General features: G+C 60.2%; 15 protein-coding genes and 2 pseudogenes. 8 read left to right on the top strand and 9 right to left on the bottom strand.

What is annotated here, in order from left to right; all coding sequences use genetic code 11:
• Window positions 1–514 precede the first annotated feature (514 nt).
• Window positions 515–637: a hypothetical protein gene (locus Q2M23_RS29855; RefSeq protein WP_316397974.1), complete on the top strand. Its 123-nt coding sequence runs from the start codon at window positions 515–517 to the stop codon at window positions 635–637.
• A gap of 254 nt (window positions 638–891) precedes the next feature.
• Complete coding sequence (locus tag Q2M23_RS29850; RefSeq protein ID WP_316397973.1) at window positions 892–1,695, top strand: glycosyl hydrolase; 804 nt, start codon at window positions 892–894, stop codon at window positions 1,693–1,695.
• Between the two features lie 703 nt (window positions 1,696–2,398).
• Here Q2M23_RS29850 and Q2M23_RS29840 read toward each other — a convergent pair.
• Window positions 2,399–3,958, bottom strand: coding sequence for an ABC transporter permease/substrate-binding protein (locus Q2M23_RS29840; protein ID WP_316397972.1), 1,560 nt, complete (start codon window positions 3,956–3,958; stop codon window positions 2,399–2,401).
• A complete protein-coding gene (locus Q2M23_RS29835; protein ID WP_316397971.1) occupies window positions 3,955–4,755 on the bottom strand; it encodes an ABC transporter ATP-binding protein in 801 nt (266 codons plus the stop codon). Before Q2M23_RS29835 ends, Q2M23_RS29840 begins: the two co-directional genes overlap by 4 nt.
• A 772-nt stretch (window positions 4,756–5,527) precedes the next feature.
• On the opposite strand from Q2M23_RS29835, the gene Q2M23_RS29830 reads away from it, so the two are divergent.
• The 3 genes from Q2M23_RS29830 (at window position 5,528) to Q2M23_RS29820 (ending at window position 12,911) form a co-directional block, all read left to right on the top strand.
• A complete protein-coding gene (locus tag Q2M23_RS29830; RefSeq protein ID WP_316397970.1) occupies window positions 5,528–8,239 on the top strand; it encodes a PD-(D/E)XK nuclease family protein in 2,712 nt (903 codons plus the stop codon).
• Complete coding sequence (locus Q2M23_RS29825) at window positions 8,236–11,571, top strand: UvrD-helicase domain-containing protein (protein WP_316397969.1); 3,336 nt, start codon at window positions 8,236–8,238, stop codon at window positions 11,569–11,571. Before Q2M23_RS29830 ends, Q2M23_RS29825 begins: the two co-directional genes overlap by 4 nt.
• A gap of 1,019 nt (window positions 11,572–12,590) precedes the next feature.
• Window positions 12,591–12,911: an HU family DNA-binding protein gene (locus Q2M23_RS29820; RefSeq protein ID WP_316397976.1), complete on the top strand. Its 321-nt coding sequence runs from the start codon at window positions 12,591–12,593 to the stop codon at window positions 12,909–12,911.
• A gap of 208 nt (window positions 12,912–13,119) precedes the next feature.
• Here the strand turns inward: Q2M23_RS29820 and Q2M23_RS29815 are convergent, their stop codons facing one another.
• Complete coding sequence (locus Q2M23_RS29815) at window positions 13,120–14,091, bottom strand: type III polyketide synthase (RefSeq protein ID WP_316397968.1); 972 nt, start codon at window positions 14,089–14,091, stop codon at window positions 13,120–13,122.
• Window positions 14,092–14,247: 156 nt separating this feature from the next.
• A complete protein-coding gene (locus tag Q2M23_RS29810; protein ID WP_316397967.1) occupies window positions 14,248–14,904 on the bottom strand; it encodes a hypothetical protein in 657 nt (218 codons plus the stop codon).
• Between the two features lie 290 nt (window positions 14,905–15,194).
• Here Q2M23_RS29810 and Q2M23_RS29805 point away from each other — a divergent pair, with 290 nt between their 5' ends.
• The gene (locus Q2M23_RS29805) at window positions 15,195–15,329 is read left to right on the top strand and encodes a hypothetical protein (protein WP_316397966.1); all 135 of its coding nucleotides are present in this window, start codon (window positions 15,195–15,197) and stop codon (window positions 15,327–15,329) included.
• Window positions 15,330–17,180: 1,851 nt separating this feature from the next.
• Here Q2M23_RS29805 and Q2M23_RS44140 read toward each other — a convergent pair.
• Window positions 17,181–17,437 (bottom strand): annotated as a pseudogene (locus tag Q2M23_RS44140) (transposase); the annotation flags it as partial.
• Between the two features lie 326 nt (window positions 17,438–17,763).
• The gene (locus Q2M23_RS29795; RefSeq protein ID WP_316397965.1) at window positions 17,764–18,198 is read right to left on the bottom strand and encodes an SET domain-containing protein; all 435 of its coding nucleotides are present in this window, start codon (window positions 18,196–18,198) and stop codon (window positions 17,764–17,766) included.
• 328 nt (window positions 18,199–18,526) lie between these two features.
• Here Q2M23_RS29795 and Q2M23_RS29790 point away from each other — a divergent pair, with 328 nt between their 5' ends.
• On the top strand, window positions 18,527–18,733 hold the full coding sequence (locus tag Q2M23_RS29790; RefSeq protein ID WP_092087105.1) for a hypothetical protein: 207 nt from the start codon (window positions 18,527–18,529) through the stop codon (window positions 18,731–18,733).
• A 367-nt stretch (window positions 18,734–19,100) separates the two neighbouring features.
• Here Q2M23_RS29790 and Q2M23_RS29785 read toward each other — a convergent pair whose 3' ends face one another.
• Window positions 19,101–20,510 carry a hypothetical protein gene (locus tag Q2M23_RS29785; protein ID WP_316397964.1) on the bottom strand — a complete coding sequence of 470 codons (1,410 nt, stop codon included), beginning with the start codon at window positions 20,508–20,510 and terminating at the stop codon, window positions 19,101–19,103.
• Between the two features lie 420 nt (window positions 20,511–20,930).
• Between Q2M23_RS29785 and Q2M23_RS29780 the strand changes: the two genes are divergently transcribed.
• Window positions 20,931–21,809: a hypothetical protein gene (locus Q2M23_RS29780; protein WP_316397963.1), complete on the top strand. Its 879-nt coding sequence runs from the start codon at window positions 20,931–20,933 to the stop codon at window positions 21,807–21,809.
• On the opposite strand, the pseudogene Q2M23_RS29775 reads toward Q2M23_RS29780, so the two are convergent.
• Both Q2M23_RS29775 and Q2M23_RS29770 read right to left on the bottom strand, forming a co-directional pair.
• Window positions 21,776–22,487: pseudogene (locus Q2M23_RS29775) on the bottom strand (IS5 family transposase). The gene Q2M23_RS29780 and the pseudogene Q2M23_RS29775 overlap by 34 nt on opposite strands.
• 441 nt (window positions 22,488–22,928) lie before the next feature.
• On the bottom strand, window positions 22,929–24,098 hold the full coding sequence (locus Q2M23_RS29770) for an IS91 family transposase (protein ID WP_316397962.1): 1,170 nt from the start codon (window positions 24,096–24,098) through the stop codon (window positions 22,929–22,931).
• Window positions 24,099–24,105 lie beyond the last annotated feature (7 nt).

Raw genomic sequence — 24,105 nt, 5'->3', positions numbered from 1 at the left:
CCGAGCCTTCTTCGAGACCGTCCCGGCTCGAAACACCGCTTAAGCCGGGCGCCGGCGCCAGTTCTTCACGAACGACTTGTCAGGGATGACATCACTAAGCTCGTCGGGAGGAGCGCCCCGCCGCGCCTGACGAGTCACTTTACAAAGGTGAGGCTCGAAGAACTCCAGCGGCCGCTGATCCGACGTACCGCTGGGAAGATCAAGGGGCACCTGACAGACATCTTCCGCCTCCTCCTGCGGCGGGGCTGATGCAGCTCATCGTGAACGGCCGGCGCCGTACTTCCGCACTCCGGATGCGACCCAGTCATGTGGCGCAAGAGCATCTAGTTCGCACTTTTCCGCCGCTCGCGCTTGATCCAGGGAAGCGCAGACGAAGGCTAGGCGCCGATGAAGGCCAAATAGTGCTCGACAATCTCAATCATTCGGCCGGAGTGCTCAACAGGCCTTTCCCGCCGCCGACGTACGACGGATACTGCGCCGGTTGGAGTCACCTAGACAGGCCGGCTGTCTGAATATGGTTGAGATCGAGATCGGCATTCTCGTCGCCAATGCCTCGATGGGCGTCGACAATTTCCCCGGCCTGGTCACCGAGACCGCCGGAGAACGGCGCCATGCCGATCGCGATCGCGTCAAGTGATTGTACACAACCGAGAAGCTCGCGCAAAATGGCGCTCGACTGTCCGAGGCCCTCAACCAAATCAAACCATCTTCAACGAATCAAAAACCTCTGTGTCGGGGTACTGGTCAGCTTCTCGAAAGCCAACCTTCCTAGCATTCGAACCTGATCTCTAGATGCCGATGCCGCCTATAACTGAACTGATCACGAACCGGGGATACCCGCTGGGTGGTTCGGCGAGGGATTTTGCTACTCATAAGAGCAAGGAGAGCATTATGAATTCCAATCGGATCAACGATGCGGGCTCGCCAGGATCCCAAACTGGTTATGTTTTCAGACAGGAGGATCATAATCTATTTAGGCAGGCCGTGAATGAAGCCAAGTCACTGTCTGCCGCGCCTGTACCGGCGAAGGCTCCGATTTGGAGTTCGAGCGCTCCATACGGGAACTTCTCACGCGATGGCTACTCTTGGAACAACGACGTGTGGGGCAACGGTGCTGGGCCTCAGACGATTTCGGTGCGTGCAGTCAACCAGTGGAGTGTGTGGTCGAACCAGCCTAATACTGCTGGCATCAAGAGCTATCCGCACGAGGCTTTCAATATCGGGAAACCGCTCAGTTCAATCAACGCTCTGAGCTCGAACTTCAATCAGGATGTTCCGACAAGCGGTGCCTGGGACGTCGCCTACGATATATGGGACAGCTCAAACCAGCATGAGATAATGCTCTGGACGAATTACACTGGAAATCCGGACGGCAGCGGTAACGTCAAACCAATTTCTTACCATTATCGTCAGGATCGTTCCGGGGCAGCGATCCCGGTCTACACCAATGTCGACGTGGGCGGAGCGACTTGGAACGTGTTTGAAGGCTTCAACGGTCACAAGGTCATCTCACTCCTGCGCACTTCGAAGACCAATAGTGGAACAGTGGACATCAAGAGCATCCTGGAGTGGATCAAGTCGAAGGGCTACTTCGGCGATATAAACGTCGGCAGCGTTCAATACGGCGTCGAGGTAACCTCATCCCCAGGGGGAATGAACTTCAATTTCAACAACTGGAGCGTGACCTCAAAGTAAGGATCCGCGTCAGTGAGGTGATGTGAGAGACTTCGGCGGCACGGGGCCGACGCATTATGCAGACCTCAACGGTCACGGTCCATACCACCGTGCAGCCGAAGTCCACAAGTTCCCAAGACGCCACGCTTGACGCTCCGCGACAATTAGATCCAACAAAGCTCTCGCACCCGACAACCTTTGGGCAATCATCGATATCCCGGCTATGCCGCCCGCTATCCTGATCGCTGCGTTCTTCGCGCCAGATCGGCGTGCAATCTTGCTTAGTTCGAACATAGCCAACTGCTCCGCAACAGATCCCGTTAATGCTTAGCCATCCACTTGACGCGAGCGAGATGGGTTATCGTGGGCATGGGGAGCACGCTCCGGCTCAGGTTTAGGATCGATGCGCAACACGATCTCGGCGGCTTCTCTCCAGTCGGCGCCTTCCCCGTCTGCGTCTAGGAGACGCTAATAGATGACGACGTGTTCCTGGTCGTTGGGAGCCAGGATCGAATCAGTTGGCGCCGCATCGTTGACATTCGGATCGAACGACGGATTTTACTGGCAATCTCCAAAAGAAGTAGATCGGTTCAATGACAATCCTCGGCTGTTTCGAGCCTTGAGGAGACCCCGAGCCCCAGTTGGGCGCGCGTGCGTGAGCGGCCGATGCGTAATGGGCAACCGAGCCGCGTTCATGCGTTCCTAGCCAGCTATGGGCCGGCGTCTACTGCCCGCTGATCCTCTGCCAAAGCCAGCGCGCCACCGCGGTGGGCGAGGAGTTCGCATTGCTGCCACTGGCGCGCAAATTGGCTTCGCGCATCGTCGCAATGTCGATCCGGTCAAGCAGTGGCTTCAGCGCGTCCTGCAACGCCGTATTATGAGCGCGCCGTGGTGCAAGTAGCAGGACCGCATCATAGGGCGGGACCGCGTGCTTGGGATCGGCCAGCGTCACCAGGTCGTATTCCTTGATCCGCCCCTCGCTGGTATAGCCCGCGATGACATCAACGTTGCCGCTCGCCACTGCCGCATACATGAAATCAGGCTGCATCTGTCGTTGCGTACGGAATGAGAGTCCGTAGGCCTTGTGCAGGGCAGTCCATTCCGGGCGCGAGAAGAACTCGTAGTCGCCCGCAATCGACAGCGTCGGCGCGTGCGCAGCCAGGTCGGTGATCGAATGAATGCCGAGTGCTTCGGCGCGCTGCCGCGGCATCACCAGGGCGTAGGCGTTTTCGAAACCGAGCGCACCGAGCAGGGTGATGTCCTGCTTTGCCAGGATTTTCTTCAGCTCGGCGAGCAATGCTTCACGCGGCAGCATCTCGCTGCGGTGAAACTGGTTGACCCACAGGGTGCCGGAATAATCCACATAGACGTCGATGTCGTTGGCCGCGAGCGCCTGAAAAATCACGCTGGAACCGAGACCTTCGCGCGTCGAGGCCTGCAATCCCGCGGCCTGCAGACGCTGCTCGATGAGCGCGGAGAGCACATATTGCTCGGCAAAGGTTTTGGCGCCGATGATGTAGGTCGACGGGGCGCGCGAGACCGAAGGGATCAATGTGGCCGCGACCAGTGCGGCGATCCCGACGCTGCCGAGCGCAGTGCGGAAGCGCTTGCGCTCGCGCAATCCGCGTTCGATCAGCGTTAAAAGTTGATCGACCGCTAACGCCAGCAGCGCTGAGGCGACGCAGCCAAATAGCACGAGCACCCAGTTTTGGGTCTGCAAGCCGGCGAAAATGTAATTGCCGAGGCTGGTCTGCCCGATCGGCGTGGACAATGTCGCCGTCCCGATCACCCATACCGCCGAGGTGCGGATGCCGGCCATGATCACCGGCAGCGCCAACGGTAATTCCACCGTGAACAACGATTGCCGCGGCGTCATGCCCACCCCTCGCGCCGCCTCAAGCAACGCGGGATCGACGCCGTTCAGGCCGGTGATGGTGTTGCGCAGCACCGGCAGCATGGAATAGAGCGCCAGTGCCAGCATGGAGGGCAGAAATCCGAATGCGGAAAAGTCGAAGCCGAACCAGCGAAGCGTCAACGATGCAATGGCGAGCAGAAGCGGGTAGAACAGCGCCAGCAGGGCCAGTCCGGGCACGGTCTGGACGATGCTGGCGAGGCCCAGCAGGATGCCGCGGATCACGGCATGATTGCGCGCGAGGATCGCGAGCGGGAGGCTGATCACGAGCCCGAGCGCTAGCGCTGCCAGGCTGACCTGAACGTGGCTGCCAAGATAGTCCGGCAGATGCGCCGCCGCGTCGTGCCAGCGCGGGTCGGACAGGAAGCTCATTCCGCGCTTGCTCCCGGGAGCAGGGCGTTCAGCCGCTCGGCCTGCCGCCTGGGTGTGCTCAACAGCTCCGCCACGTAGGGATCCTTGTTGTTTGCCAGCTCGGCTGGCTGGCCTTGCGCCACAACCCGTCCGGCCCGCATCACCGCGATGCGATCGGCAAGCAGCAACGCCTCCGTCATGTCATGGGTGACCATTACCGTAGTCAAACCGAGCCTGCGATGCAGGGCGCGGTACTCCTCGCCCATGGTGTAGCGGGTCAGCGGATCGAGCGCGCCAAAGGGTTCGTCCATCAGCATGATGCGGGGACGGGCGGCGAGCGCCCGCGCCACGCCTACACGCTGCTGCTGGCCGCCCGACAATTCATGCGGAAAGCGATCGCGATGGAGGAAGCGATCGAGCTGTACCAGGTCGAGGAGCTCATCGACCCGCACGGCGATCTCGGTGGCGGGCCAGCCGAGCAGTCTCGGTGTGACGGCGATGTTGTCGGCGACGCGCATATGCGGAAAAAGCCCGCTGCTCTGGAACACGAAGCCCATGCGCCGGCGCAAACCCACCGGGTCGACGTTGCGCACGTCCTCGCCCTCCACGATGACGCGGCCGTCGTCGGCATCGAGCAGGCGGTTGGCGAGCCGCAACAAGGTGGACTTGCCGGAGCCGGAGGTGCCAACGATCGCCAGGAATTCGCCCGCGGCAATATCGAGCGAGACATCGTCGACCGCGTTGACGCGCTCGGCGTCACGACCGCTGGCAAAACACTTCCCCACATGGGCATAGGTAATCAGCGGTGCGAGTGTCATGGTTGTGCTGGACCAGTGCGCGAGTGTTCCGGATCCGAACTTCGCTTCATTCAGCGGTGGCGCACGTTAGCGAACTTCGAATTGGAAGGACACTAGCAAGTCCATGCGGCCCCACGGCGACACGCGGCAAGAGGGTTGGTGGTTTGAGATGTCGAAATTGGTAATGGCGTTGCAGTCGTTCGGTACGAAATGTACCGTCGTGACTTCATTTGGGATTGGCTAGCCGGAGGGGCCGTGCCCGTTCGTTCGGGTCGTACAAAGTCTGTTCGCGTGGCGATCGCGAACAATGTGGCGGGGCAAAGGTCTCCAAGGAATGTTGTAGTTTATCTTAATTCTAACCCGACCGACCGCTCCGCAGCAGCTGCCACATGTCTTGCCGCACACTTGGCACGAGCGAGATGGGTTTCGTACGCGCGGCGGGCACGCTACGGTCGCTCGATGACGGGCATGAAGAATTCGGCGGGCCTATCGCGCAGACACTAATTGCAAATTGTAACAGTTGCGCCGCCGAGCACCGACACAGCGAGCGAATTATCTCACTATCAGCTAGCGTGCTGTCTCAGCTACAGATTGGAGCGTTTCGTACAGTGATATTCCTGTCACTAGCTCTGACTTTTGGATGCCGAGCATAGTATTTCCCAACCAATAATTGTTCGCTCCGAGCAGCCACGCCGGGCCGATCGCGCCGCAGCTTTGATAGTCGTGGAAACCCGCTACGTATCGCGCAATTGATGTTGCTGAGGGCGTCCGCCCGTGAGACCAGTCCTCGTTCTTGAAGTATTACGATGTGCCGAACGAGCCAAGGCACATCAAAGCCGGAGCAGTTAATCTGCAGATGCAAGTGCGTAGAACGGTGGTCGTCCATACGATCCTGGCGGGTCATATGGCTCGAGTAAACGCCGCCCGCCGCAACGAATCCGGCGTGCAGGTCATGACCATGGGACAGCTTGCGGCAAGACTTGCAGGCGGCCTTCTTCAACTGGTCAAGCTCGACGTCCTCACGGAAGTCGTCGGCAACACCCTTCAGGACATCGAGATGGGTGAACTTGAGCCCATTAAGGATCTGCCGGGAATGCCAGCGGCCGTCGCCGCCACATTCGACAAGGCGTGGCGCGGCGGAATTGATCTGTCGATGGTAGGCCATCCGCGGACCGATGCGTTGGCGTCGCTCGAGCAGGCGGTTATCCAGCGCTTGCCGGCATCGACGAAACGCCCGGGTGATCTGGTCGCGATGGCGCTGCAGCGGATCGGACATGCACCAGCCGTGATCGGTCCTCTGGAAATCCAGGGCCACAGCGAGATGTCACCGTGCTGGCGGCCGCTGCTGATCACGCTTGCTGGGATCATCCCTGTGTCGTGGATCGCCGGCCCAAGGCATGTGCCGGATTGGCTAAAGGGTTCGAGAGTCGAGGTGATAGCGCTGCCAGCGGCTGAGCCGCCGGTCGAGGTGTTCTCCTGCGCAAATCAGGTCCATGAGGTCGGCGAGGCTTTCCGTTGGATGAGAGCCCTGCTGGCGAAGGGAGTGTCAGCGTCAGACATCGCCATCGCGGCGTCCAGCCCCGGCGACTACGATGATCATATGTTCTCAACGGCGCGGGACGCCAATCTTCCGATCCACTTTGTGCATGGCGTGAAGGCGCTGACCACCCCGGACGGGCAGGCGGCCGCAGCGCTTGCGGAGGTACTTCTCAAGGGAGTGTCCCAGGAGCGCGTGCGACGTCTGCTGGCGCTGATGCACGGCGGACCGCTGCGCGACGTGCCGGGAGAGTGGACACGGATTCTTCCCGTCGACGCTCCGCTGACCTCCGCGGAGCGGTGGGAGAGGGTGCTTACGCGAACCGACGACGCTGACTGGCCGGATGGCAAGAACCGAACTGCCGACGTAATGGAGCTGATCCGGTTGCTGGATCGGGGCACCGAGTCGGCGGAGCTTGCGGGCGAGACCTTATTGAGCGGAGTTCAGCGATCCCTTTGGCGCCGAGCGCTGCGAGAAGGACCGGCGCAGGCCCTGCCGGTTACGTTGGCAAGTTTGCGCATAGAGGACGGCATCGAGCCGGCCGCCAGCGCGATCTGGACGTCCGCGCTCGCGCTTGCATCTTCGCCGCGTTCTCACGTTTGGTTGCTGGGACTTAATGCCGGCCGATGGCCGCGGCGGATTTCCGAAGACCGGCTCATTCCGGATCACGTGCTGCCCATTGAGCAACTCGATCCGTTGCCGGTTGCGGATGGCGACAAGCGGGATCTCAAGACGATCGTGTCGATGGCGCAAAGCGTACAGATTTCGTTCAGCCGGCGCGACGCCGAGGGCCGCATGCTCGGACGCTCGCCGTTGATCTCTGAACTCAACGAGATATATCTCGACCGTGCCGGAACGCCAGAACACGCCTTCAGCGAGGCCGACCGGCTTCTGGCCCGGCCCTCGGAGTTCTCGGGCTTACCGATTGCCGTCTCCGGCCTGGCGTGCTGGCGCGACTGGCACCGCAACGAGATCACCACGCATGACGGCCTGATTACACCGGCGCACGCAAGACTGATCAAATTGCTCGAGCGGCCGCTCTCGGCGACTTCGATGAAGGTACTTCTGCGAGACCCGATCCGCTTCATCTGGCGCTACGCTCTCGGCTGGAGGGTCCCGGAGGACGCTGACGAGCCGCTGATCCTCGACCCCAACGCGTTCGGGACGTTCGTGCACACAATGTTGCGCGACGCCGTCGAGGTATTGGAGAGAGATGGCGGGATCGCCAGCGCGGACCCGCAACGGATCGAAGCCGCTCTGGCCAACGCTCGCGATCGCGCAGTCGCCGAATGGGAGGATGCCCAGCCGATGCCGCCTGACGTGATCTGGCGCAGCACCACAGCGCGCGGACATGCGCTTGCGACCGCTGCGCTGGCATACGGACTGGCGCCGTTACCGAACCAAAAGTCCTGGTGCGAAATACCGTTCGGAAAGGCCGACCCTGAATCCGATGGCCGCAAGCTGCCCTGGTCGCTGGACGCGCCTGTCGAGATTCCGGGAACCGGCCTGCTGATCGAGGGACAGATCGACCGGCTCGATTTGTCGGGCGATAGGTCGCGCGCACGCGTCATCGACTACAAGACGGGCAAGATCGGCAAAAAGCTGGATGAGGTGGTACTCAAGGGGGGCACCGAACTCCAGCGCTGTCTTTATGCCTTCGCGGTCAAGACGCTGCTCGGCGGCGAGGTGGCGATCGAGGCCTCGCTTCTTTATCCGAATGCTGCAGAAAGGGAACGGGCGGTGTTTCCGTTGGCGGACCTCGAGGGTGCGCTCGCGAAAATCTCATCCGCAGTGGTTGCCTCCCGCAACGCGCTGTTGTCCGGCTTGGCGCCGCCGGGCGAGGACGCCGCCGGCGACTACAACGATCACGCCTTCGCGCTGCCGGCAAATCCCGGATATCTGCAACGCAAGTTGCCGCTCGCGATGATCAAGCTGGGCCCGGCAGCCGCAGTGTGGGAAGAGCCATGAAGACGATCCCGGACTTGGAAGCACGGTTGACCGCGCTGACCGCTGTCGATCGCACCCTGCTGGTCGAAGCCGGCGCTGGATCCGGAAAGACGTCAGTGATGGCCGGCCGAGTCGCTGTGCTGTTCGCGCGAGGCGTTGCCCCGAAGCATATCGCGGCGATCACGTTCACCGAATTCGCCGCAAGCGAGCTCCGTCTTAGGATCGAGAAGTTCACCACAGCGCTGTCTATGGGCGAAGTGCCCCGCGACCTGGCTCAGGTCTTCCCGAACGGCGTTCCCGAGGCGGAGAAGGCCAATCTCTATCGCGCCTGCCAATCGTTCGACCAGCTCACGTGCAGTACAATCCACGGTTTCGCACAGGCGCTGATCAAGCCCTATCCGGCAGAGGCCGGCATCGACCCCGGGGCCAATATCGTCGACCCGACCGAAGCAGATTTGGCCTTCAAGGAGCGCTACGACGCTTGGCTGAAGGAGAGACTTTCCGGGGATGCCGGTGACGGCCTGATCGCCCAGATCACCCTCGCGAGCGAGGCTGCCGGGCTGACGCTCGTCGAGAATGTGGCGCAGTTCCTGCGACAGAACCGAGACGCCAATTGCGCGCGCATCGCGTGGTCGTCAAAAGCGATGGCGGATTTCGCGCAGGCGGTGCAGCAATTCGAAGCAGACCTTTGTGGCTATGCTTACCGCGAGGAGCAGACGGCGGCCGCATGTCGGGCGATGCGCGCTCTCGCTGATCTTCTCGGCTGCTATGGGGTGGCCGAGTCCGTGCCCAGCAACGCCGCCTTGATCGCCGCGCTCGACTTCGAGCGCGACGAAAGCTGCTTTACTCAGGCGGGCGGACGAAGGGCGCTGCAGACCAAGACGAAATGGCAGGACGCCGCCGCCAAAGCGGGCCAGTCGAAGGCCAACGGAACGGCCGCATTCGACGCGATCCTTCCGCGATACAAGGCTTGCCACGATGGCTTGGAGGCATTGCTGGGAGCCGTCGCTGGTGAACTGCTGTCGCGGCTGTGCGACGAAATGCGGAGCATTCTGGAGGAATGGCGCCACTACAAGCGGGCCGCGGCCTTGCTGGACTTCGACGACCTGCTCTACACCGCCCGCGACCTGCTGCGCGACCATGGGGAGGTGAGGCGGGCGCTTTCGCAGCGCTTCCGCTACGTCATGGTCGATGAATTCCAGGACACTGATCCGCTGCAGACGGAGATCCTGTGGCTGATCTGCGGGGATGATTTCGACGGCAGCGATGCGCTCGCCCGTCCTCTGCGTCCGGGCAGCCTATTCATGGTTGGCGACCCCAAACAGGCGATCTACCGCTTCCGGGGCGCCGACGTGAGTGCCTACATCGCCGCACGGTCGGCGGTGGACGCCGGCTCGCAGATCAAGATCACCGCCAGCTTCCGGTCCGTCGAGCCGATCGTCGATTTTGTCAACGCTCGGTTCGAGCAGCCCCTGTCCGCCGCCGGACAGCCCGGATTCTCCAAATTGTCGCCGATCCATTCCGCGATCGGCGAGAAGCCAGGCGTGTGCGCGCTGGACGTTGTAGTTGAAGGCGAAAAGCCCAAGGCCGCCGCGATCCGCGACGCCGAAGCGATCGCGGTAGCCGACCTGTGCGACCGGTTGGTCGGTAATCTGCAGGTGCGCGACCAGCCGACCGGCGAGACAAGACCGTGCCGTTTTGGCGACATCGGCCTATTGGCGCCCGTCGGCACCGAGCTCTGGCGTTTCGAGGAGGCGTTGGAGGATCTCGCAATCCCGGTCTCAACCCAGGCCGGCAAGGGCTTTTTCCGGCGGCAGGAGATCCAGGATCTCATTGGGCTGACCCGCACTCTCGCCGACCCGCGCGACACGCTGGCATTCGGGTCGCTGCTGCGTGGGCCGCTGGTCGGCCTCACCGAAACCGAACTGCTCGACATCTCAGAAGCACTGCCGTCGGATCCCGACCGGCAAGGCCTGCCGATGCTGACAATCCGGACCGATCCAGAAAGCGTGGGCCACGCGCTCGCCCGAGATGTCCTGATCAAGCTGTCGTCGTTGCGCAAGCGGGCGCGTACCACGATACCATACGCGCTCCTCGCCGATGCGATCGCGGCGTTCCACGTCCGTGCGCAGATCCGGCAGCGGTTCAAGGCCGGCGCCGAGCGGGCGGTCGCCAACGTCGATCTCTTCCTCGACATGGCGCGGGCCTACGATGTTCGCGGCCTGCGGGCGTTCGCGAGCGACATGCGCGCAAACTGGGAGGAAGCGGTGCGTCAGGTCGAAGGCCGGCCCGACGCAGAGCAGGAAGCGGTCTCGCTGATCACGGTCCACGCGGCTAAAGGTCTCGAATGGCCGGTCGTCATCCCGATCAACATGACCGGCACGCCCAACGCCGAAACCGGCTTGGTTCAGGATCGCTCGAAGAACCTGTTCTCGACCCCGATCCTCGGTATCTGCCCGGCGGACCATGCCGACATCGAGGCTCGCGCCGACGAAGAGCAGCGGCGCGAGCGCGTACGTCTCTGGTACGTGGCGGCGACTCGGGCACGCGATCTGTTGATCCTGCCCAGGCACTCCACCGCTCTGTCGGACAAGTGCTGGGCAAAACTTGTCGATTTGGGCATTGCCGATCTCCCGGCGATCAACCCAAGGGACGTCGGGACCGCAAAGGTGAGGGGCGTCATGTACCGGGAGAACGGCCAGACCCGCGAGACCTTCGCCGCCGAGGCGACCGCCATATTTGACGCGTGCAAGGCCATAATCTGGCATCGCCCGAGCCGGAGAGAACTTGACCAGGTGGACGAAGCGGAAACGAAGATCGAAAGCGAGGAGACTCCCGAAGCCGCGACCTTGGAGCCGGCCGCCGTTCTCGGCAGTTCGACGCGCGGTACCATCCTCCACAAGCTGATCGAGGAGGTACTGACCGGAGAAGCCGGCGACGCCCAGACCGAGCTCGAAACGCGAGCCGCCGAACTGATCTGCCAGATGGGGCAAGAGCCGGCGGCTGACGCGGAGGTCGGCATCAGCGCCGTTGAACTGGCCGCTACGGTGCGGCGGACGCTCGCCCTTCCTGACGTCGCCAAGCTGCGGCCGCGTCTCGTCCCCGAGCTCCCATTGTTCGGAAACGACAGCAGCAACGGCGAGGAGGTACTGCTCTCCGGACAGGCCGATGCGGTCGCGTTCGATGACGCCGGAGCCATCGATGCGGTCGTCGATTGGAAGAGCGACGTGGCGCCGGACGCGTCGAGCATCGGCCACTACAGGCAACAGATCGTCGACTATCGGAAGCACACCAAGGCCAAGCGGGCTCTTCTGGTCTTCATGACTACCGGGCAGGTCGTTGAGGTCGCTTGATCAGGCCAACGAAATTGAACCGCGGCTGCTATTCACCGGGCCGTGGGACCGATCGTCGTCAGGCGCGGCGATGCCCTCGGCCTCCTCGCACTCACCAACGCGCTCCGTTGCGCTGGTTGTCCAATCGTGTCCGTGACGCACGATGGGTCACGATCCTGGCACGGTGTCTTGTGCCATCCCAGCAAGTTATCCTCACGGACCGAACAGGCTAGATGGTACGCTTGGCTCCGGCCGCTCAAGCTCAAGTGGCGCAGCAGAACCCTCTTTGCCGAGATCCGCGACATGCTTGTTGCGGTTGACGCGATTTGCCATCTTCTCAGTCGGCTCCGCGAAGCGGGACTTTAGACGCCACGTTGGTCGAGCGAGGCGTGGCGCTCCCATGGTCTGCACCTCGATAGTGGACGCCTGCGGAACTGGTCTGCCTCAACCACCCTTTACATCACATCGTCTCCGCTCAAAGTCGACCAGCGTCAATGTACAATCGGAAAGAAGACTGACCGAGCAACGTTCTCCAGTCGAAGGTGACATGCTTCTGTTATCTAGATCAATTGCCGGGACTGGTAGTTGACCGACCGGCAATGGATGCGTCTCGCTGTAGTGTGAAGCAATCGTGGCTAAGCGTTTTGGTTCATAAGGTTCGACAGAGAAACCATCGACGCCAAGAGCTCATTCCGTGTCGGACCACCGGACCGGGCGGCACTCCTATTTCCGTTCGATCAATCAAACGGAGACAGCGTTGCCAGCCATCGGCATTTGGCTTGAGCTGGAGCAATCGATAGTGGGGTCGATGACGCGGGGCGCCGCCGGGCGACATTCTGCCGTTGGCAGCATTGAGACGTCCGGTTACCGATCAAACGTACGTCGAGGCCATGTCGCGCGCTCCATCTGAAAAGGAGCTAGCAAGCCTGGTTATTGATCGCGCGATGACATTTCTTCGTCAATGCCGGCACAAAGCGAGCTTGACAGTTGCCAATGCTTTCGAGCAAATGGCCACTTCCCAAAAACGCACAGCGGCGTCGATGATCAGGTCCACACTCGTTCAACGTATCGCCGACAGCTGCCCGCATCTTTATCAGAGCGTCGTCAACAATATTGTGAGCGCAATCCTCGATGAGATCGTTGAGGGGCTCGCGCGCGGCGACCGCGTTGAGCTACGGGGCTTCGGGGTATTTTCGGTCAGCCATCGGCGGGCTCGCATAGGCCGTAATCCAAAAACGGGCGAGTGCATGCAAATCGAGCAAAAGCGCTTTCCGGTCTTCAAGGCCAGCAGAGCAATGCATGAGCGCCTTAACCGTGACGAGAACTCCGAATCGACCAACTCGCCGTCTGAAGTTGTCTAAGAGAGGACGGCCAGATCGGTTCCGGAGCGATGCTGTAACCGACACCGTCCCGCGGGCACTGCCGGGGTACCGTTGAACAAAGTCGGAGGCCAAGCGGTCTTAGGAAGACAACTATAACACTCAACTCCTTGGCTCACAGAACGACATGGCTACGATCCGACTTGTGCCTTCATCGGTCGCCCAACAACTCAAGATTTGCGGGCCTTGGCTATGCCGTTTCGGTGTCAGCCCATTTCAGTAGCGACAGTTCGGCCGAAAAGCCTGGCCCAAAGGCGCCTAAGATGCCGTATGATCCCGGCGCTTGTTCTTCATGCGCCAGAACGTGTTCCAGAACGAATAGCACAGTTGCGCTGGACATATTTCCATGAAGTCGAAGCGTCTCATAGCTCGAAAAGAAGTTCTCAGAGGACCGCCCGAGGCCCTGCTCACAAACCTCCAACACTTTTCTTCCGCCGGGATGAAAAATGAGGCTCTTCACCTGGCTTGGCAGGATGCCATCCTCCGCGAGCAACGATCGCATTGCACGTGGCATCAATTCGCTAATCATTGATGGAATGCGCTCGGAGACCACGACTTCAAATCCGGCGTCGCCAAAATGCCAGCCCATGAGAGAAGTCGAGCCGGGGTGAAGCAAACTCGTACTTCTCACGATGTCCAGTTTGCCAGAGCCGCTTTCGGCTGGCCCGATTAATAGCGCGGCAGCGCCGTCTCCAAACAGACTTGAGGCGACAACGTTCTTTGGGGTGAGATCATTCGGCTGGAATGTAAGGGAAGTCAGCTCCACAGCAACGAGGAGAACGCGTTCGTTGGTGGCTCGGCAAAGGGCTCCCGCCAGGTTAACTCCCGATGCTCCCCCAGCGCATCCGAGGCCAAATATCGGCGTCCGTCCCACATCTGCTCGCAATCCGACTTTGAAGATCAGGTCCACGTCGAGACTAGGGGTTGCTATCCCTGTCGTCGAGACGAACATAACCCGATCGACTTGCTCGGGCTTAACGCCAGCCCGGTTGAGACAGAGCACTGTCGCTTTGCACGCGAGCTCCTTTGCCCAATCCAGGTATATTTGGTTTGTCTCACTTATGCGATGATCGGTGAGAAGCCATTCTGGCGTAACGCAAAAGAAGCGCTGATCGACTAGCGCATGATCGAATACTGTAAGATATCTCTTTAGCTTCTCCATTCTGGATCCGAAGTGGCGACCCGCCAAAACCTTGAGGTCGGCCTGCGAAAACCGGAAGCAGTCCCAACAGCCAAAATTCTCGACATCAGTTACTCTTGTCGTTCGACAGAAATTTACACCAAAGTGAAGGCCAAGGACGTCCGCGGCCTCCGGGCGTTAGTTCACGTGGACCAAACCTATGTTGATGTCCTGCCCGACACCGACAGTTTCTCCAGGACCGCCCGTCGGAAACGCCTGCGATTGAGGTTGCGCAACAACCAATGATCCGAGGACCCATGAGCACGCAATCGTACTCAGCACTGACGGCTTGGCGGGCAGAAAAGGAGATCTTAGGTCCTCCACTCTAGCTGCACCGTCCCACTGGCTTTCGCTGCCGTTGATGAGAGGCAGCGGAGTTGCAAGCTCGCAGAGCTGATATTTATTGCGGGCGACCGCAGCGGCGCCGTTTATGTGCACGAGCACGTCATTCCAGGTGTAACCCAGCGGGTCCTTGACCGGACTGCCTGTAACAATCTGGCGTTTATCCTGAAGACTCGGCAGAACGAGGTTAGCGTGGGCGTCCTCGTGATTCGCGCAGCTGCCATTCACGGCGATGCCAAACACCGAATTGGCTATCTGCCAGCGGAAACCGATTTCGCCGCCCAGAGGACCTCCTGTCGCACCAGGACACCTCATGGCAGAAGAAGACGCACGGACCACATCGCCAACGTTGACGAACTCCCAGCATCGACGGCCATCGCCGCGATTGATATCGATGTCAGGACCGCTTCGCTCGCAAATCCGCCGGGTCAGACTAGCGACAGCTGCGGCCAACAATATGATCACTATTGTACCCAGGAGGAGCCTTCTCATCCTTATCGACCAAGTTCTGAACTCAACTTTCTTGACGGTGTTCACGGAACGCGGATGCATGGCACGTGTTTGTCTTCTTGATCAATTGCTAGGGTTGGTAGGTGACTGGAAAGATTGCGTCCGCCTCTGGCTATGAATGGCTCGTCTTCTTCTGTGCGGATCATACGAGTTTGTCGCGCCGAGCCGCTTTGCCTTCGTCGATGAGGCCTGGCGCAGCCGGACACATTGACGGGAATTCGCGGCAGGTAGACATGTCGGACGAAGCTGGTTCGGTCGACGCCGAATATTTTGACGATGCTCGCGACGAGTTGTGCGCCTCGCAGAAACAAACCATCCGCAAAGCCGTCGGAACGGTACCTGGTGCAGGCCGCGACAGCTCACAGTAACGGCATTCCCAACCGAGCTAGCGTGCATCAAGGCTGGTAAAGTCATCTCCTGACGGCCCACACACCGGCGGCTGGCCTGTCAAACATCAGTGCCTCGGCGGCATCACCTGACCGGCGCACTACCGCGAACCAAGCTGGAGCAGGACCATGCTATGTCGATGACGGAAGCCTTCACGCCGGCGCGGTTCCAACAAGATGATTCCTGTCTTACTTCAATCCGGCTAACACCAGACACCATCGGTCACGAGCGGCGACCGCTTGATGCCCCTGCCGCTCAACTTCAAGGCGCCACGACTCCCGATCGCTAATTGATGGCATATCCGTCAACCTCAAGCTTGGCCGGCCCGCTCACATTCCTGATGAACTCGGTGCAGCAGTGCTCGAGGTGTCGCAATGCGTTCGGCATTGTGACGGAAGCTGTACGGGCTTTGGAGAGAAGTGTGACTATCCTTATCAAGAGAGAACTGGTCGATCGTCACTCGTGAGAACCGGTCGAGGGTCATCGCGGTTCGTACGACAGCCATGATCTGTCCTCTGCTGAGATGGTATATCCATAGCGGAGCGCTACCTGCGCCGTTTCGGCGGTTTTCCTGATTGCTACGCCGCAGATCCGTACGTGGATAGAGGCGGCGCTTGCTACGAGAACGGAGACAAAGGCGCTTCTGTGGTTGAGCAACAAGGCGAAACGCGATGACTTCACGATGCTTTGCATCGATCCTAGGCACCTGCGGTCCGCGTGCGGGGTCTTCTCCACCGATACAATCTTGCCATCTTGGATGAAGGAAAAGGGGCCGGCAGTTAGAGAAGGAACCGGGCTAAGTGCCGCACGCCTATATGAGCGCACATTGCACGGCGCTCACCATACCGAGAACCCAGGATCTCCTGGATAAATTGTTCTCCTCCATGCCGGAGGCAAACGGATGTCTTCTAGGCTGTGTGTTCGCGACGGTGCTTCGATTATGAACCGTTGTGGCGCTTCATGAGCCTCACAGGCAACAACTTCGGCGGTCCGTTTGAGACAGGGGCTATCGCGTCAATTCGCGTGGCTTCGAATGCGATGTTGCCGATCTCTTTGCCCGACCGTTTCAAGTGTCATCCGGCGCATTTTGGGGTTACATCACCAGTCGAGGAACCGAGGTAATATCTATGGGGCTGTACCTTGCCCGCGAGCTCTGCCCGGATGTGTCCCAAAGAATGGGCCCTCAGGAAAAAGCGGCAACTATTTGCGTTTGCTTGATCCACGTTGATTGACGGAGCACGCGACGTGATTCGATGATGCGAACACTGGGCAGACGATTTCATGGAGGATATAATTGTAAGGCCCGATGGCGCCCGATACAGACAACGGCGGCTCGGCGACAGGAATGAGAACGGCCCAGTCAGTGCTCTCGCCGGGGCCGTTTTGTTGGCCGAGCGCAGGCCCCACAACTGAGGCGGCCTTACTCTCTGTTGTCTCCATCTGCGCTGATCTCTACGGGCGCGCCGGAGCTATTATAGACGGATTGCCGCAGCTCTGCTAGCCGTGCGTGGCTGAGCAGCGAAGGGCTTTCATTGTGTGCGTAATGCGTGACTATACAAGCTGAAAGCACGAACAGCGGATCGATAAGCGGCCAACTATACTACAGCGCTTAATTCCGGCCCTGCCACGTGGCTATGTTAATCGATGCGGTCAGGTGTCGGGTCCGACGCCCCGGTCAATTGAAAGCGGCCCCAACCTGGGGGCCGCCAACCCCAACGATACGGATTTTTCCTCCAGCAGTCGGGGGCGCCTGGACCGGCTGGGGCCCTCAGTCGATGCACTGCCAAGCTGATTGTTCCTCGCCCGTCTGGCGCGCCAAAAGGGAAAACCAGCAGCCAAATCACGTCGACGTTGCGCCCGGCCTCTCGTTCGAGCCGCAGGCTCGACTGCACCCGGTTTAGATAGCCGTAAATGTAAAGCTTGAGGAGCACCGAGGGATGGTACGACGGCCAACCGCCGCCGGATCCGCAATCTCAAAGCCTATCTCAGCCAAACCGAGCGCATCGACAAATACGTCGATCACGCGAACCGGGCTGCTCTCGTCAATCAAGTCGTCGAGGCATTCGGGGCAGCAGCGTCCGCTCCCACGATCTGCCTCTTCATGAGCGCCTCACCAAGACTCACGGAGTAATCGTAACAGCAGCCCAGTGTTTCGCTGCCAGGACGAGTTGCGGACATTAGCGAGTAAAAAAGCGAGTCAGTAACGAAGCCTTAGGTTGGCACAGCAGATGTAGTGAACTCCACGTAGGGGGGCTGCCAACGTCATCGAAAGCGCGTTCGTGCGCGCCAAGGGGCGTCGAACAAGACCGCGCTCACGATGATCTTCAACTCGCGTCGTCTCGATGGGGACAACTGCTGCCGAAACTCTCGCCCGTGTCAATTCGCCGACGGAATCAACGTCGCCAGACCGCAAACTCAATCCAAGGCCGCCTCGCGCCTTCCGGCACCAAGATTCGGCGCTAGCTCGTTAACCCACGATAAGTCGCACCTTGGATCGAAAGACAAGTAATCGCAAGTCAGTTCTTCGCCCGGTTGTACGTCACGGGCTGCGAAAATTCGACAATGATCGTCTTGATATGTGTTTGGCTGACTGCTGTGATTCATGAAACGCGCATTGTCAGCATTGTACTCTACAACACCATCATCAACATCGCGGTCTCTTGGATAGGCATGCTTGTCAAGTAAAGCTTGAAATGTTGGAGGTAAGGCTTCGTACTGTTCAGGCGTCACGGCAATGTCAACGATTGGATTATGAATCCAAACTAATGTACCTTTAGGTAAAAGAGTAGCAGAGAAAAGTCCGATGCCGCCAAAGTGGTCTGGCTTCAAAATGGTTTCAACAATCAACACTGAAATATCTCCAAAAGTGACTAACACCCAGCAAGCTAACTGACCTAAGTCCCGCAAATCTCCTGTAAGAATTGGTAGGGTCGTTTAATCGCGCCTCCGCCACAATTTCGATTTTTCTTCGATCTCTGCATTCGTTTCGGCGCTGTAGCTGTCGGATCAGCATCTCGGCGAACTGGGCGAGCGTCAGCGGCGTAGTTGGGAGGATCTATGCACTGCTCTCAGAGGTTTCTGCGACTATCTCCCTCAAAAAAATAAGAAGGACATTGCTGGCCGGCTTTCCGCGGAGGCGCTGGATGCTGATGTCAAGAGCTATAACCAGGACACTGGTGTGGGCGGCAACGTCGGCGCAGCACTGGCTCAGCTGCGGAAGTCGTCGGTCGGCGCTAAAGCGATGGCGATCGCGCCCGGTATCCTGACCATTGCTGATCCCGAAGATACGGCACTGATAGACTCGAGGCGGATCGATGACGCCGCAGACCGGCGTTGGCCAGAGGAACTGCGGAAGGCCACGACCAGGATGTGCATCTGGGGCTGACGGACCACCAGACCCGTCGTCATCAGTTGCCACCAGTTCAGTCGACCGGGGTTTCAATGGGAAGCAGGAAGCAGCCTCTTTACTCCGAGGATGCTTCCCTTGTTTCGGGGCTTGAGGAGGGCCTTACGAAGGGCAATGCCGCCAAACGTGCCGTCAAGAACACCGTAGGTTTTTCTTCGCAGCCTTGGCGGCCGGCTCTCCAATAACAAGGAGGTGATGGCCGTTCGGCTGAACGAGGAGTCGCTGAGCGACGATGCGTGCAAGTTGATCGGGACGGGTAGCGATCATCTGCACCGCCCACAAGGTCGCCAAGCTCGCAAGACTCGCTGGAGCAAGCTATCGTCCATTAGCAAGCCCGATACCAGAGCTATCTGGACGGGCTCCTAGCGTCGGGAGTGTACGTCGGCGTCTCCATTCGTGGTTGATGGATGAGCCGAACGTCATTGGGCCCTCCAGGCCCCACGATGGCGATGTAGCGCTCGCCGCGAATGTCGTATTGTTTTACCGGCTGCGCCGCGTCCGGCAAGAGACCCCAGCGGCCGAGCTTCGAGAGCATCGTGTCCGGGGCGGGTTGGGTGCCGTGCGAAAAATCCTCGGGAACGGCGAATGATGCAGCATAAATCTCGCGGACCGCCGGGGATGTCCTCTCAGCCCTGGCGGACGCCGAGGCGGCTTGCTCCATCGACCGTCCAAGCAGCGCTGGCGAGGCCCGATTCGCCGGCCGTGCACTGGGCTGCGGAACGTTTTCCGGCCGAGATCCGAGACGAATGCCAGCGCCTGGCGGATTGAGTGGGGTGCTTCGCCTCATCTCCGCCGCGGGCACGAACAGCGCAGTGTAGCGGTCATTGTGAACCACGAAACGGGTGGGTCGGCTGTCCTGGCTCGGCGGGACGCTGCTACCGTCAAGGGCAGCCGGCGTGTGCTGGTCGCCGTGCCGCGAGTTAAAGGAACGAACGGCCGCTCCTAAATCCAAGTCTTGGTGATGGCGTGCGGTTGGCTCGCGAGACGACGATGGGCCGGCGTCTTCCATCATCGCCCACAGCATATCCTGATCGTAACCTTCCGCAGGAAGGACGAACGTCGAACCGACCGCTGGCCCGAAAGGCGACGGTGCGCGGGCGTCCTCCATCAGCACACGAGCGACTGAATTGCCGGACTCGCTCAACTGGCGCCCAATGGCATCCCCTTCCGGCTGACCTAGCGTCCTCTGCCTCTTCGCAGGCCTCAACTGCCCCGCGTAATCCTCACCCATGAGGACCTCGTGCCTTGAAAGGGGGGAGCTCCTGGTCAGTTCGTTAGGAGCCGGCTGGTAGCTGTCGCTCCAGCTGAAGTGATGCACGGCTTCTCCGGGATCCGGTGTCTGGTGATCGCGCGCGGTTGGCATGAGAGACGATGCTCGGATGGCTTCGCCCATCATCCCTCCCAGCGGATCCTGATCGTGATGTTCTGCAGTCAGCTCCTTCGGCCAACTTAAAGCTTCCCGCGGCGCGCTGTGCTGCGCAGCGGCGTCCCCGAGGCGTCTGGTAACTGCGTCTTCGGGATGAGGACCGCGGGCCCTATGGTGCCCAAGTTCCAACGCCTCGGTGAGTCTACGGTCTTCGTCAGACAGATGAGGATAGTAGTGATCTGGAACAGGAACCCTTGCGACGGCACTGGTATCGAGCTGCGGCACCTCATCCAAGTACGGCTCAAACTCCGCTTGCTGCTGTTGTAGCTCCGCGGCGTTGTGAGCAGCGCGATTTTGGTTGAATGAGTTGATACTGTTAAATGGGTCCATGTCCCCTCGAGTCGGTTCGCAATCCCGAGCAGATAGTGTCGCTCTCTGATTCTCGCTCTACTAGGATCAGCTGTCGACAAGCTGACGCGCTTAGAGACTTAAGAGAGCCAAATTGGCCAGCCCGACTGCCACACTCACCCGAGGGACGCGACCCGCTGCGGGCACACTACCAGCGGCTGTTCAACTATCAGTGGAGCTATACAGCCGCAACGTTATCTCATAAGCCCATCAAGCGCGCCGAAGACGCGGGATTACCTGGCGGTCCGCAGTTTCGTGGGACGCTCTCCCGCAGCGTCGATAGCCGAGGCGGGAAGCCCCCGAAAAGTTGGCCGTCGGTCGCATTCCTTTCCTCACTTGTCGGCTTCTCGAAAGCCGCACCTGCCAAGATCAAACTGAATGTCCCATGCGCGAGGGGAACAGATGAACATCGATCCACCAAACACATTAGAACCCTTGACCCAGCAGCAGCGGACGCAGCAACAGCCGGGCGGCCCTACATGCGCACAAACCAGCTCACCAGCACATCCGTCGCCGGATCAAGCGGACTTTGAGCAGCAGCTGAGCGAACTGCGGTCACACCGAACATCGGATTCAGCCGCCGCTTCGATCGATTCCCGGATTGGATCACCCTCGACCCTGACGAGGGGCAATCGGAGAGCGTGCGCCATCCAGGAAAGCGAGCGGTGCGCGGCCGAATCCTTCGTCAGGGGGCGCGCTGAACTTGCCGCATCGCTAGCCGGAGCGAGCGTTAAGGCGCTGAAGAACGAGATCAAACTCGCTGCGCAGCGAGCCGCACAGTGGCCACGAACCACCGGATCTTATGCCGGCAGCGTCGAAGTCGACCGCATTTTCGACGATGTGGTGGCATCATCGTATCTGCCGCTGCATCGTTTTCAGAACGAGGACATCGATTGTGAGCCTATTCTAGACGAGGAGGTGAGTGCCATCGCGCATGTGCGTTCCCTAGCGGGTTTGCGTGCTCAGGCTAGCCCGCATGTTTATAAGGCTGCTATCTGCTCGGACGACGAAAGGGAGGACGAAATTGATATGGCGCGTCTCGCGGCGTGGCACACGAAAGGCGTTACAGAGAGTGCTTTTGTGTCATTGTCCCAGACCCCCTCGCGACTGCTCCTTTCAAAGGACCACAGCGAGAATGGCGCGAACGCGATTGCAAGGAACGCGAAGAAGCTGCACACTTATACGGTACCAAGCGTCACCGCCTGGCCGATCAAAAAGATCAACGATATTCTAGGGTCTGTTGAGATTCACCTTGAATGGATGACGGCGGTTGCGAGGTAGATCATCGCTTCGAAGCTGCCGTCTGTCTTGTCGCACCGCATTGCTATGCGTTTGAATTCCTTCAGCTTGCCGAAGAAATTCTCGATCAGGTGGCGCGATTTGTAAATGTCCTTGTCGATGTCGAGAGGCTGGGCGCGCCTTTGATGTTGCGAGATGACGATCTTGGCTTTGCGTTTGTTCAGGTCTTCGATGATCCAGTTGGAATCAAAAGCCTTGTCGGCGATCAAGCCACCGAATTCGACGTCTTTGATCAGGGGCGCGACGCCAACGGTGTCAAAGCGATGGCCAGGGAGCAGGATAAAGCGCACCAGATTCCCAAGCGCGGCGGTTAGCGCGAGGATTTTGGTGGTCCAGCCGCCTTTCGACTTGCCGATGGCCTGATTTTTGGTCCCCTTTTGCGCCCTGTGCGTGGCGGTGAACTTTGACAATTGTCGCATCGACCATGGCGAACTCCATGTCCGGATCATCCGATACGGCATCGAATATCCGTCTGAAGACACCGGCCTTCACCCAATCGCGATACCGCTTGAACACCGTGTTCCAGTTGCCGAACGTCGGTGGCAGATCTCGCCATGGGCTGCCAGTGCGGGCGATCCACAGCACGGCCTCGATAAACAACCGATTGTCGCCTCCCGTACGGCCGGGGTCAGTCGGCTTGCCCAAACACAGCGGCTCCATCTTCGCCCACTGGCCGTCCGTCAAAACGAATCGGTGCATCCAAAACTCCTTTCGGAGCTTGAATCACGAACATTCCAATCTGTGAATCTTGAGGGTTCTGTGAGGTCGCGGGGCAAAGGCCAGCCGCGCGCGCGGTGGCGCGTGCGACCTCATAGAAGCCGGATTGAACGAAGCTGCGGAGTTGTGGTCGCTATGGCGATAGTGCAGCTGGTCCAACTGCGGAGAAGGCGCGCCTGTGGTCGCCGCGCGTCGGCGCGATATTGATCGGACGTGAGCGGCGCCATTGCTTGGGCCGAGAGCGCGATGCCGCGAGCGATTTGCTGCGCTGTGATGCGCGGCCGAGTGACTGACAGGGTGAGCGGTGACGAGGGCGGGCACGGCGACATCGAACGTTGCCACCGAGAAGGTGATCCCGGAACGGGTGGATGGTGCAGGCGCTGGTCATGACGTGTCACAACGAAACGGATGGTCGCGCGGGCAGGCTCGCGGGACGACATCGATGCGCCGCATGGTGCCGCCACAATGCGGGCAGACGGGGATCTCACATTTGGTGTCGCCGGCTTCTTGATCAGTCGGAGCGTTACGAACGTCAAGGAGTTGACGGCAGAGGGCGATTCTATTGTTGCGTCCGCCATTGGCGAGGAAGCCATAGTGGCGGATGCGATGAAAGCCGTCCGGCAGGGTGTGCAGTAGAAAGCGCCGCATGAACTCATCGGCATCAAGCGTCATCACTTTGGCTTTACGATTCTGCCGATAGTCCTTCCAGGAAAAGCTCACCTTGCCATCGGCAAGCGAGATCAGCCGACTGTTGGCGATGGCGACGCGATGCGTATAGCGGCCGAGATAAGCCAGCACCTGTTCGGGCCCGCCGAATGGCGGCTTGGCATAGACCACCCAGTCGGTCCGTCGCAATTGATCGAGGCGCTGGGCGAACGCGGCGGGATTGGCGAGATGGGTGAGATCGCCAAAGAAGCCCAACTCGCCGGCCGTGAAGGTCGCTTGCAGCTCTTGCAGGAACAGGCGGCGGAACAGCCGGGAGAGGACGCGTACCGGCAGGAAGAAGCCGGGCCGGCAAGCGACCCAGCGCGTGCCGTCGAGCGAAGGTCCACCACCAGGCACGACGCAGTGGATATGCGGATGGTGTTGCAGCGTCTGGCCCCAGGTATGGAGGACGGCGGTCACACCGAGCTGAGCGCCGAGATGCTTGGGGTCGGCTGCGATGGTGGTGAGCGTCTCGGCCGCGCAGCGGAACAGAATGGCATAGACCACCGCCTTGTTCTGGAAAGCAATCTCTCTGGCCGGCGCCGGCAACGTGAAAACGACGTGGAAGTACGGCACGGGAAGGAGTTCGGCTTGTCGCTCGGCAAGCCATTGCGCGCGCGCCGAGCCCTGGCACTTCGGGCAATGCCGATTGCGACAGGAGTTGTAGGCGATGCGAGTGGCACCGCAGTCGTCGCATTGCTCGACGTGGCCGCCGAGCACGGCCGTCCGGCATGCCGTGATCGCGCCCATGACGCGCCGCTCGACGCGGCCCAGATGCCCGGCACGGGCTTGCCGAAACGCTTCGCCGTGGCGGCGGAAGATATCCGCCACTTCCAGAACCGGAGCCATCAGGTCC

It is taken from the genome of Bradyrhizobium sp. 33ap4 (assembly GCF_032654765.1).
In the GTDB taxonomy this organism is placed as follows: domain Bacteria; phylum Pseudomonadota; class Alphaproteobacteria; order Rhizobiales; family Xanthobacteraceae; genus Bradyrhizobium; species Bradyrhizobium australafricanum.
Note: the sequence above shows the minus strand (reverse complement) of the source record. Positions and strands in the feature narration are given on the sequence as shown.

Excerpts from the sequence above, each read along its gene's own strand:
- Q2M23_RS29855 (WP_316397974.1), top strand. The coding sequence starts at position 515 with ATGGTTGAGATCGAGATCGGCATTCTCGTCGCCAATGCCTCGATGGGC.
- Q2M23_RS29850 (WP_316397973.1), top strand. The coding sequence starts at position 892 with ATGAATTCCAATCGGATCAACGATGCGGGCTCGCCAGGATCCCAAACT.
- Q2M23_RS29840 (WP_316397972.1), bottom strand. The coding sequence starts at position 3,958 with ATGAGCTTCCTGTCCGACCCGCGCTGGCACGACGCGGCGGCGCATCTG.
- Q2M23_RS29835 (WP_316397971.1), bottom strand. The coding sequence starts at position 4,755 with ATGACACTCGCACCGCTGATTACCTATGCCCATGTGGGGAAGTGTTTT.
- Q2M23_RS29825 (WP_316397969.1), top strand. The coding sequence starts at position 8,236 with ATGAAGACGATCCCGGACTTGGAAGCACGGTTGACCGCGCTGACCGCT.
- Q2M23_RS29820 (WP_316397976.1), top strand. The coding sequence starts at position 12,591 with ATGATCAGGTCCACACTCGTTCAACGTATCGCCGACAGCTGCCCGCAT.
- Q2M23_RS29815 (WP_316397968.1), bottom strand. The coding sequence starts at position 14,091 with ATGGAGAAGCTAAAGAGATATCTTACAGTATTCGATCATGCGCTAGTC.
- Q2M23_RS29805 (WP_316397966.1), top strand. The coding sequence starts at position 15,195 with ATGTCGGACGAAGCTGGTTCGGTCGACGCCGAATATTTTGACGATGCT.
- Q2M23_RS29785 (WP_316397964.1), bottom strand. The coding sequence starts at position 20,510 with ATGGACCCATTTAACAGTATCAACTCATTCAACCAAAATCGCGCTGCT.
- Q2M23_RS29780 (WP_316397963.1), top strand. The coding sequence starts at position 20,931 with ATGAACATCGATCCACCAAACACATTAGAACCCTTGACCCAGCAGCAG.
- Q2M23_RS29770 (WP_316397962.1), bottom strand. The coding sequence starts at position 24,098 with ATGGCTCCGGTTCTGGAAGTGGCGGATATCTTCCGCCGCCACGGCGAA.